Source organism: Pseudundibacterium arcticum, assembly GCF_042646465.1.
GTDB lineage: Bacteria > Pseudomonadota > Gammaproteobacteria > Burkholderiales > Burkholderiaceae_D > Undibacterium_A > Undibacterium_A arcticum.
The window spans coordinates 1-8,430 of the sequence record NZ_JBHRTP010000032.1; the positions used below are offsets into that span (position 1 = coordinate 1).

Here is an 8,430-nt window from a genome sequence, read left to right on the forward strand (position 1 = left end):
TTTGGCCTCCAGATACTCCCACTAAATTCCATCGTCAGTTGCACTTCATAGTTGAATCCGCGCGCAATAAAATCAGGCGATACAGCCTTGTTTTGTTACATACTCCCTTAATATCTTTAAATTACGGCTCTGTTAATTCAAAATCCGAGTCGTTCCAGCGAAAGGTGGAGCGGGGAATTCGGACAGCACGCTGTCCGCCTGTGCAACGGTCTGCGCTTGCAAGCGCAGATGCGCCCTGCAAGGGGGAACCCAGCGTCTTTCGTCACGCACCGTTAGCGCTTGATATGAGCAAAACTTTCTTGCTCATAACACACGCCGTTTCAAGGCTAACCGAAGGGCAAGATGGGTCTTGGCGGAATGTGAGGTACTCCTCGCACGCGTCCCCGCGTGCCGTAGGCCAGCTTGTCCTGAGCCCGCGAAAGGGCTGGGACGACAAACCAATTAATTGAGACACCCTAAATTCAGCTACAGCAGCGGCAGCGCGGTAGTGTCCTTGATGCGCTGCAGCGCGAAGCTCGACTTCACGTCCAGCACCGCCGGATGGCGCAGCAGCGTGCCCATCATGAAGCGCGAAAAATGCTCCATGTCTTCGACGTGGACCCGCAGCAGGTAATCCATCTCGCCCGTCATCGCATAGCAGGCCACCACTTCCGGCCAGTTTTCGACCGATGCCGCAAAGTCGGTGCGCGGCGTGGCGGAACCGCTGCGGGCGCTGCCGCTGGCCTGCGCGTCGCGCTGCTTTTCCAGTCGCACGTTGACATAGGCCAGCAGGCCGAGCCCGATCTTGGCCGGCTCCAGCAGCGCCACATACTGGCGGATGATGCCGGCATCTTCCAGTCGCTTGATGCGGCGCAGGCAGGGCGACGGCGACAGGCTGACGCGCTCGGCCACCTCCTGGTTCGACAGCCGCCCGTCGGCCTGCAGAATCGCCAGAATCTTGCGGTCGGTCTTATCCAGTTCCATTGCAGCCATAAATAGCCTCTAAATCAGAATTAATGGCAATAATATTGCGCAATTACAGATTCTACGGGAATTATTTGAAATTATCTGCCGCCGTCCTGGGTCTATACTTTGACCACAATTTTGAGGAGACAGACATGAATTTCCAGCCCTGGGACAACCCGATGGGGACCGATGGTTTTGAATTTATCGAATACGCGGCGCCGGACCCGAAAGCGCTCGGCGCGCTGTTCGAGCAGATGGGTTTCACCGCCATCGCGCGCCATCGGCACAAGGACGTGACGCTGTATCGCCAGGGCGAGATCAACTTCCTCATCAACGCCGAGCAGGATTCGTTCGCGCAGCGCTTCGCGCGCCAGCACGGTCCGTCGATCTGCGCGATTGCCTTTCGCGTCAAGGATGCCGCCGCCGCGTACCGGCGCGCGCTGGAGCTGGGCGCCTGGGGCTTCGACAACAAGACCGGTCCGATGGAACTGAACATCCCGGCGATCAAGGGCATCGGCGACTCGCTGATCTATTTCGTCGATCGCTGGCGCGGCAAGGACCAGGACATCGCGCCCGGCGCCGTCGGCGACATCAGCATCTACGACGTCGATTTCGTCGCGATCCCGGGTGCCGAGGCCAAGCCGCTCGGCCATGGTTTGACCTATATCGACCACCTGACCCACAACGTGCATCGCGGCCGCATGAAGGAATGGGCCGAATTTTACGAAAACCTGTTCAACTTCCGCGAAGTGCGTTACTTCGATATTGAAGGTAAACTGACAGGGTTGAAGTCGAAGGCGATGACCTCACCGTGCGGCAAAATCCGCATCCCGATCAACGAATCGTCCGACGACAAATCGCAGATTGCGGAATACCTCGACCTGTACCACGGCGAAGGGATCCAGCACATCGCGCTCGGCACCGACAACATCTACGCGACGGTGGAGAGCATGCGCGATGCGGCGGTGGTGTTCCAGGACACCATCGAGACCTATTACGAACTGGTCGACCGCCGCCTGCCGGGTCACGGCGAACAACTGGCTGAACTGAAGCGCCTGCGCATCCTGATCGACGGCCACAGCGATGCGACCCAGCGCGAATTGCTGCTGCAGATTTTCACGCAGACCGTGATCGGACCGATCTTCTTCGAGATCATTCAGCGCAAGGGCGACCAGGGCTTCGGCGAAGGCAATTTCCGCGCGTTGTTCGAATCGATCGAACTCGACCAGATCAAGCGTGGCGTACTGAAGGACGAGCACGGCAGCAGCGAGAAGGGCAGCACCGCGGCCTAGCGGAACAGGTCAACGCCGGCGTTGGTGCCAGTCAGTGCCAGGCAGTGCCAGTCCTCTTCCGCGGTCTCGAAGCGGGCTGGCAACAGCGCCAACATCTATTGGAATCAGCATGAAGACCAGCACTACCAGCATCCCGAGCACCGAGGAATTTTTTGCCAGCGTCGCCGACAAATCGGACGACGCTGCGCTGCGCGGCGACTACAGTCGCGCCGACGATCAATACGCAGTGCAGCAGGATTGGGACGGGTATACGCCCGAGCAGCACGAACGCTGGCGTCGCCTGTACCAGCGCCAGCTGCAGCTGGTGCCGGGGCGCGCCTGCGACGAATTCATTGCCGGCCTGACCGAGCTGCATGCGGCCGACGCGATACCGCATCTGGACCAGGCATCGGACACGCTATTCAAGGCCACCGGCTGGCAGCTGGTCGCGGTACCGGGACTGATTCCCGAGCATTCTTTTTTCGAGCATCTGGCGCATCGCCGCTTTCCGATCACGGTCTGGCTGCGCGATGAAAGCGAGTTCGACTACATCGTCGAGCCCGACATCTTCCACGATTTTTTCGGCCACGTGCCGCTGCTGCTCAACCCCGTGTTTGCCGACCACATGCAGGAATACGGCAAGGGCGGGCTGAAGGCGATGGGACTGCATGGCCTGACGCAGCTGGCACGGCTGTACTGGTACACCATCGAATTCGGCCTGATCAACAGTGCGCAAGGCTTGCGCGCCTACGGCGCCGGCATCCTGTCGTCCGGCGGCGAGATTGAATACTGCCTGTCCAGCCCGGCCCCGCGCCGGATCCGCTTCGAGGTCGAGCGCGTGATGCGCACGCTGTACAAGATCGATTCGTATCAGGAAACCTATTTCGTCATCGACAGCTTCCAGCAACTATTGAACGACACTACACCCGACTTCACGCCGCTGTACGCCAAGCTCAACAGTCTGCCGGCATTGCCGGCCGATAGCCTGCTGCCGGTCGAAATCAACCTGCCGGCGCGGTAGCGCTGAAGGATGGGTGCCACCCATCATTCACGTCGGCAATGATGGCTTGCACCCGTTCTGCTTGCAGCCGACCTTGTGGTTGACAGGGCGGCAACTGGCGCCGCAGCCCGCCTGCTCATGTAAAATGGCGGCACGAAAAAAGACGCACGCGATACGCTCACGAGGCGTATCAGTGTGACAGCGAATTTCCCATAGATCGCATCCTAAGACACACACTGTCACGGAGACACAATGAACGCACCCCTTACTTCCGGCCAGCAGCTGGGCGACATAACGCTGGGCGACATATCGCTGGACGACATATCGCTGGACGACAAATACACGCTGGAGCGCGGCCGCGCCTTCATCACCGGCACCCAGGCGCTGATCCGGCTGCCGATGCTGCAGCGCGAACGCGATCTCGCCGCCGGTCTGAACACCGCCGGCTACATCACCGGTTATCGCGGCTCGCCGCTGACCAGCGTCGACTCCACGGCGCTGAAGGCCAAGAAGCATCTCGACGCGCATCACGTCAAATTCCATCCCGGCATCAATGAAGATCTGGCCGCGACCGCAGTCTGGGGCACGCAGCAGGCCGATCTGTTCCCGGATGCCAAATACGATGGCGTATTTGCGATGTGGTACGGCAAGGGCCCGGGTATTGATCGCTGCGGCGACGTCTTCAAGCACGCCAACATGGCCGGCAGCGCCAAGCACGGCGGCGTGCTGGTACTGGCAGGCGACGATCACGCCGCCAAGTCGTCCACCACCGCACATCAGAGCGAACATATCCTGAAAGCCTGCGGCATTCCGGTGCTGTATCCGTCGTCGGTGCAGGAATTCATCGATTACGGCCTGCACGCGTGGGCCATCAGCCGCTATACCGGGCTGTGGGTCTCGATGAAATGCGTGACCGACATCGTCGAGTCCGGCGCCTCGGTCGACTTCGACCCGGATCGCGTCAAGATCGTGCTGCCGCAGGATTTCGAGTTGCCGCCCGGCGGCCTGAACATCCGTTGGCCGGATGGCGTGCTGGAGCAGGAAGCGCGCATGAACAACTTCAAGTGGTATGCGGCGCTGGCCTATGTGCGTGCCAACAAGCTCAACAAGATCATCTGGGACAGCCCGAAGGCGCGCATCGGCATCATCACCGCCGGCAAGTCCTACCTCGATACGCGCCAGGCGCTGGCCGACCTCGGCATCGACGAAAACGTCGCGCGCGACATCGGCATCCGGCTGTACAAGATCGGCATGACCTGGCCGCTGGAAGCGGACGGCGTGCAGGAATTTGCGCGCGGGCTGGAAGAGATCCTGGTGGTCGAAGAAAAGCGCCAGATCCTCGAATACCAGGTCAAGGAAGAGCTGTACAACCTGAAGGACCATGAGCGTCCGCGCGTGGTCGGCAAGTTCGACGACACCGGCGAATGGGACCGCAACCACCGCACCGGTCACGGTGACTGGCTGCTGCCTGCGACCTACGAGCTGAACCCGGCCCAGATCGCGCGCGCGATCGCCACCCGCATCTCGAAGTATTTCGCCGGCCATCCGGTCGAGCAGCGCGTCAAGGAACGCATCGCCTATCTGGAAGCGAAAGAAGCGGTGCTGAAGGTGTCGACCAAGCCCGATCCGAAGACCGACCGCATCCCGCATTTCTGCTCCGGCTGTCCGCACAACACCTCGACCAAGGTGCCGGAAGGCAGCCGCGCGCTGGCCGGTATCGGCTGCCACTACATGGTGTTGTGGATGGACCGCGAGACCTCGACCTTCACCCACATGGGCGCAGAAGGCGTGACCTGGGTCGGCCACGCGCCGTTCACCAACGAGAAGCACGTCTTCACCAACCTCGGCGACGGCACCTATTTCCACTCCGGCGTGCTGGCGATTCGCGCGGCGGTGTCGGCCAAGGTCAACATCACCTACAAGATTCTGTACAACGATGCGGTCGCGATGACCGGCGGCCAGGTGGTCGATGGCCCGCTCGATCCGGCGCGGCTGTCGCGCCAGATCGCCGCCGAAGGCGTGACGCCGATCATCGTGGTCACCGATGATCCCGACAAGTATCCGGCCGATTACGACTGGGCACCCGGCGTCACCGTGCGCCACCGCAGCGAGCTGGAAGCGGTGCAGCTCGAACTGCGCGAGATCGCGGGCGTGTCGGCGATGATCTACGACCAGACCTGCGCGTCGGAAAAACGGCGTCGCCGGAAAAAGAACGAATATCCGGATCCAGCCAAGCGCGCGGTCATCAACGAGGCCGTGTGCGAAGGCTGCGGCGACTGCAGCGTGCAATCGAACTGCCTGTCGGTGGAGCCGCTGGAGACCGAATTCGGCCGCAAGCGCCAGATCAACCAGTCGTCCTGCAACAAGGATTTCTCCTGCGTGACCGGCTTCTGTCCGAGCTTCGTCACGGTCGAAGGCGGCAAGTTGAAAAAGCCGAAGGCTCCGGCCACCCCTTCCCCCATGCAGGGGGAAGGTCGGGATGGGGGTAGTGTGGTCGATCTACCAACGCCGATAATTCCGAGCACCGAACAGCCGTTCGGCATACTGGTGACCGGCATCGGCGGCACCGGCGTGGTTACCGTCGGCCAGATCCTGGCGATGGCGGCGCACGTCGAAGGCAAGGGTTGCTCGGTGCTCGACATGAGCGGTCTGGCGCAAAAGGGCGGCCCGGTGATGTCGCATGTGCGCCTGGCCGACCGGCAGGAAGATATCCATTCGACCCGCGTCGGCACCGGCGCCACCGATCTCGTGATCGGCTGCGACCTGATCGTATCGTCCAGCCGCGACGCGCTGTCGCGCATGGGCGAAGGGCGCACCTACGCGGCGATCAATTCGACCGGCGCGCCGACTGCCGCCTTCGTGCGCGACCCGAACTGGCAGTTCCCGGGCGCCTCGGCCCAGAGCGAAATCGTCGCCGCCTGCGGCGCCGATCATGTCGACTTCATCGATGCCGGCAAGATCGCGACTGCGCTGATGGGCGACAACATTGCGACCAATATGTTCATGCTCGGTTATTCGTGGCAAAAAGGCTGGGTCCCATTGTCGGAGGCCGCGATCCTGAAAGCGATCGACCTGAACGGCGTCTCGATCGACTTCAACAAGAAGGCGTTCGCATGGGGCCGCGCCGCCGCGCACGATCTGGCTGCGATCACCAAGCTGGCGACACCAAAGCAAGTGATCGAGCTGAAACGCGCACCGTCGCTGGACGACATCGTCGCCAAGCGCGTCGAGTTCCTGACCGGCTACCAGAACGCCGCGTATGCGCAGCAATACCGCGATTTCGTCGAGCAGGTGCGTACCGCCGAAAGCCAGCTGGCAGGCAACGTCAAGTCGCTGCGCCTGACCGAGGCGGTAGCGCGCTACTACTACAAGCTGATGGCCTACAAGGACGAGTACGAAGTCGCGCGCCTGTACACCGACGGCAAGTTCCGCGACAAGATCGCGAACATGTTCGAAGGCGACTACAAGATCAACTTCCACCTCGCGCCGCCGCTACTTGCCAAGCGCGATGCCAAGGGCCATCTGATCAAGCAGCAATTCGGCCCGTGGATGATGAAGGCCTTCGGCGTGCTGGCCAGGTTCCGCTTCCTGCGCGGCAGCGCGCTCGACATCTTCGGCTACACCGAAGAGCGCAAGACCGAGCGCGCGCTGATCGCCGAGTACCGCGACACCGTCAGCAGGCTGCTGGCGACGCTGAGCCAGGACAACCTGGCACAAGCCGTCGCGATCGCCAGCATCCCGGAAGACATCCGCGGCTACGGCCACGTCAAGGAGCGTCATCTGAAGGCGGCCAAGGAGAAGGAGGCGGCGCTGCTGCATCCGGCTGGTACTTCGACCGCTGCTGCAGAGGCGGTGAAGCACGCTGCATAATCATCGCGCGAAGAAGGTCGCTTGCAAGGCGGGCCGCAGAAATGCGGCCTGCCTTTTTTTATCGCGTTGATCGGGTGGTTCGATGATTTTTTGATATAGGGCGCGCAGTTGGTCAAGCAGGCGAGAACAGGTTAAAACAGGATTGTGTGGTTTATTACTTCTGTTAACGCTTTGCATAAACACAGTAAATTGCCGAAAGCATTAGGAATCGAGCGGCTCTCCGCGAGGTTGTTTTCCATGTTAAATTGTAATTTTGCGATTTACAACAAGTGAGGCCACACTTATGAAGTCATGGCTCGACCTTGAAATGCGCTTTCGTAGCCTTGCTCCCAACTTGCGGCATTGCCGCCTAGATGTGCAATGGGGCGCAGCGGGAGAGTATTGGCGGATAGCCGGTACAGGTTCAACGCCTACCACTCAAGAGTACGAGCTACTGTCGGTCGTGGCCGGTAAATTCCTCGGCCAAGTGCTGAATGCCAGCGACGAGGCCGACAAAGTCCTCCTTCAGATCACTGACCCCAAAATACGCTGGTACGAAGCGCTCAAGCTGATGAGCCCATCGTTCGGCGACAGAAGCTATGGGCATCAGGTCAATGAAGACGGTAGCTCCGCAGGGCACATCTACACCGGTAGCATCAGTAACATCGCAGAATCAGCGGCGAACCTGTGTCTATCCTTCCAAACGTCTCACCCGACAGTTGAGCGCAAGAGCAAGTTGCAGTGGCTGCATGAGAACTACTTCAAGGGATTGGTTATTGGCATAATTATTGCCATCGTGGGTGCCGTCGCAAAGCATTTCATAGGTTGATGCGGACTAACTTTTCAACTATAGGGCAGACCATGGTGAGTCCGTGGTCTTCGTCTCATGTCAAACATTAGAGCGCTCGATCCCAATCATGGACAAGCTGACCCTACTCACTGAACTTCGTGCAATGGCCGGCGACATTCCGGATTTCAATGCCTATTCTTCGACATCACGAGTGCACTTGGAGTGGCTCGGAAAAACGCACGCTCTCATTTTGCGCTGGAACAGATTGGAGGCCATCGCTTTCAGCAGTGCGGCCGACTTCTTATCGTTCGATGTCACGAGGGTAACGAATATTGCGAAGCTAATGGGTATCTTGCATCGAGCAATTGCTGACCTTGAACTAGAAGTTCCAACGTTGCCAAGTCAGACTTTTGGGCCGGGTGCCGTATATGATTTCCTCAAGACATTGCGCGATCTTCTCGCCTCGGCGACCAAATCGATTTTCATAGTCGATCCCTATTTGGATGAACAGATTTTTGATGCTTATCTTTCGACGGTCTCTCCGAACGTAGCAGTTCGCCTTCTTGCGCGGGAAT

At 59.9% G+C, this 8,430-nt stretch carries 5 protein-coding genes and 1 pseudogene; 5 read left to right on the forward strand and 1 reads right to left on the reverse strand.

From position 1 onward, the window contains the following. Nucleotides 1-465 precede the first annotated feature (465 nt). Nucleotides 466-972, reverse strand: a complete 507-nt coding sequence (locus tag ACFOFO_RS10890) for an Lrp/AsnC family transcriptional regulator (RefSeq protein WP_390331532.1) — start codon at nucleotides 970-972, stop codon at nucleotides 466-468. Between the two features lie 125 nt (nucleotides 973-1,097). On the opposite strand from ACFOFO_RS10890, the gene hppD reads away from it, so the two are divergent. From hppD to ACFOFO_RS10915, 5 genes and pseudogenes are all read left to right on the forward strand, one after another. After that, nucleotides 1,098-2,237, forward strand: a complete 1,140-nt coding sequence (hppD, locus tag ACFOFO_RS10895; RefSeq protein ID WP_390322121.1) for a 4-hydroxyphenylpyruvate dioxygenase — start codon at nucleotides 1,098-1,100, stop codon at nucleotides 2,235-2,237. A gap of 109 nt (nucleotides 2,238-2,346) precedes the next feature. Further along, the gene (phhA, locus tag ACFOFO_RS10900) at nucleotides 2,347-3,237 is read left to right on the forward strand and encodes a phenylalanine 4-monooxygenase (protein ID WP_390322122.1); all 891 of its coding nucleotides are present in this window, start codon (nucleotides 2,347-2,349) and stop codon (nucleotides 3,235-3,237) included. A 231-nt stretch (nucleotides 3,238-3,468) separates the two neighbouring features. Then, nucleotides 3,469-7,086, forward strand: coding sequence for an indolepyruvate ferredoxin oxidoreductase family protein (locus ACFOFO_RS10905; protein ID WP_390322123.1), 3,618 nt, complete (start codon nucleotides 3,469-3,471; stop codon nucleotides 7,084-7,086). A gap of 283 nt (nucleotides 7,087-7,369) precedes the next feature. Beyond that, nucleotides 7,370-7,894 (forward strand): hypothetical protein, encoded by a 525-nt coding sequence (locus ACFOFO_RS10910; RefSeq protein WP_390322124.1) that lies wholly within the window; start codon nucleotides 7,370-7,372, stop codon nucleotides 7,892-7,894. A gap of 88 nt (nucleotides 7,895-7,982) precedes the next feature. Beyond that, nucleotides 7,983-8,430, forward strand: a pseudogene (locus tag ACFOFO_RS10915) (hypothetical protein); the annotation flags it as partial.

Bases quoted from the DNA above. Each gene is read 5' to 3' on its own strand.
- ACFOFO_RS10890 (WP_390331532.1), bottom strand. From the start codon at position 972: ATGGCTGCAATGGAACTGGATAAGACCGACCGCAAGATTCTGGCGATT.
- hppD (WP_390322121.1), top strand. From the start codon at position 1,098: ATGAATTTCCAGCCCTGGGACAACCCGATGGGGACCGATGGTTTTGAA.
- phhA (WP_390322122.1), top strand. From the start codon at position 2,347: ATGAAGACCAGCACTACCAGCATCCCGAGCACCGAGGAATTTTTTGCC.
- ACFOFO_RS10905 (WP_390322123.1), top strand. From the start codon at position 3,469: ATGAACGCACCCCTTACTTCCGGCCAGCAGCTGGGCGACATAACGCTG.
- ACFOFO_RS10910 (WP_390322124.1), top strand. From the start codon at position 7,370: ATGAAGTCATGGCTCGACCTTGAAATGCGCTTTCGTAGCCTTGCTCCC.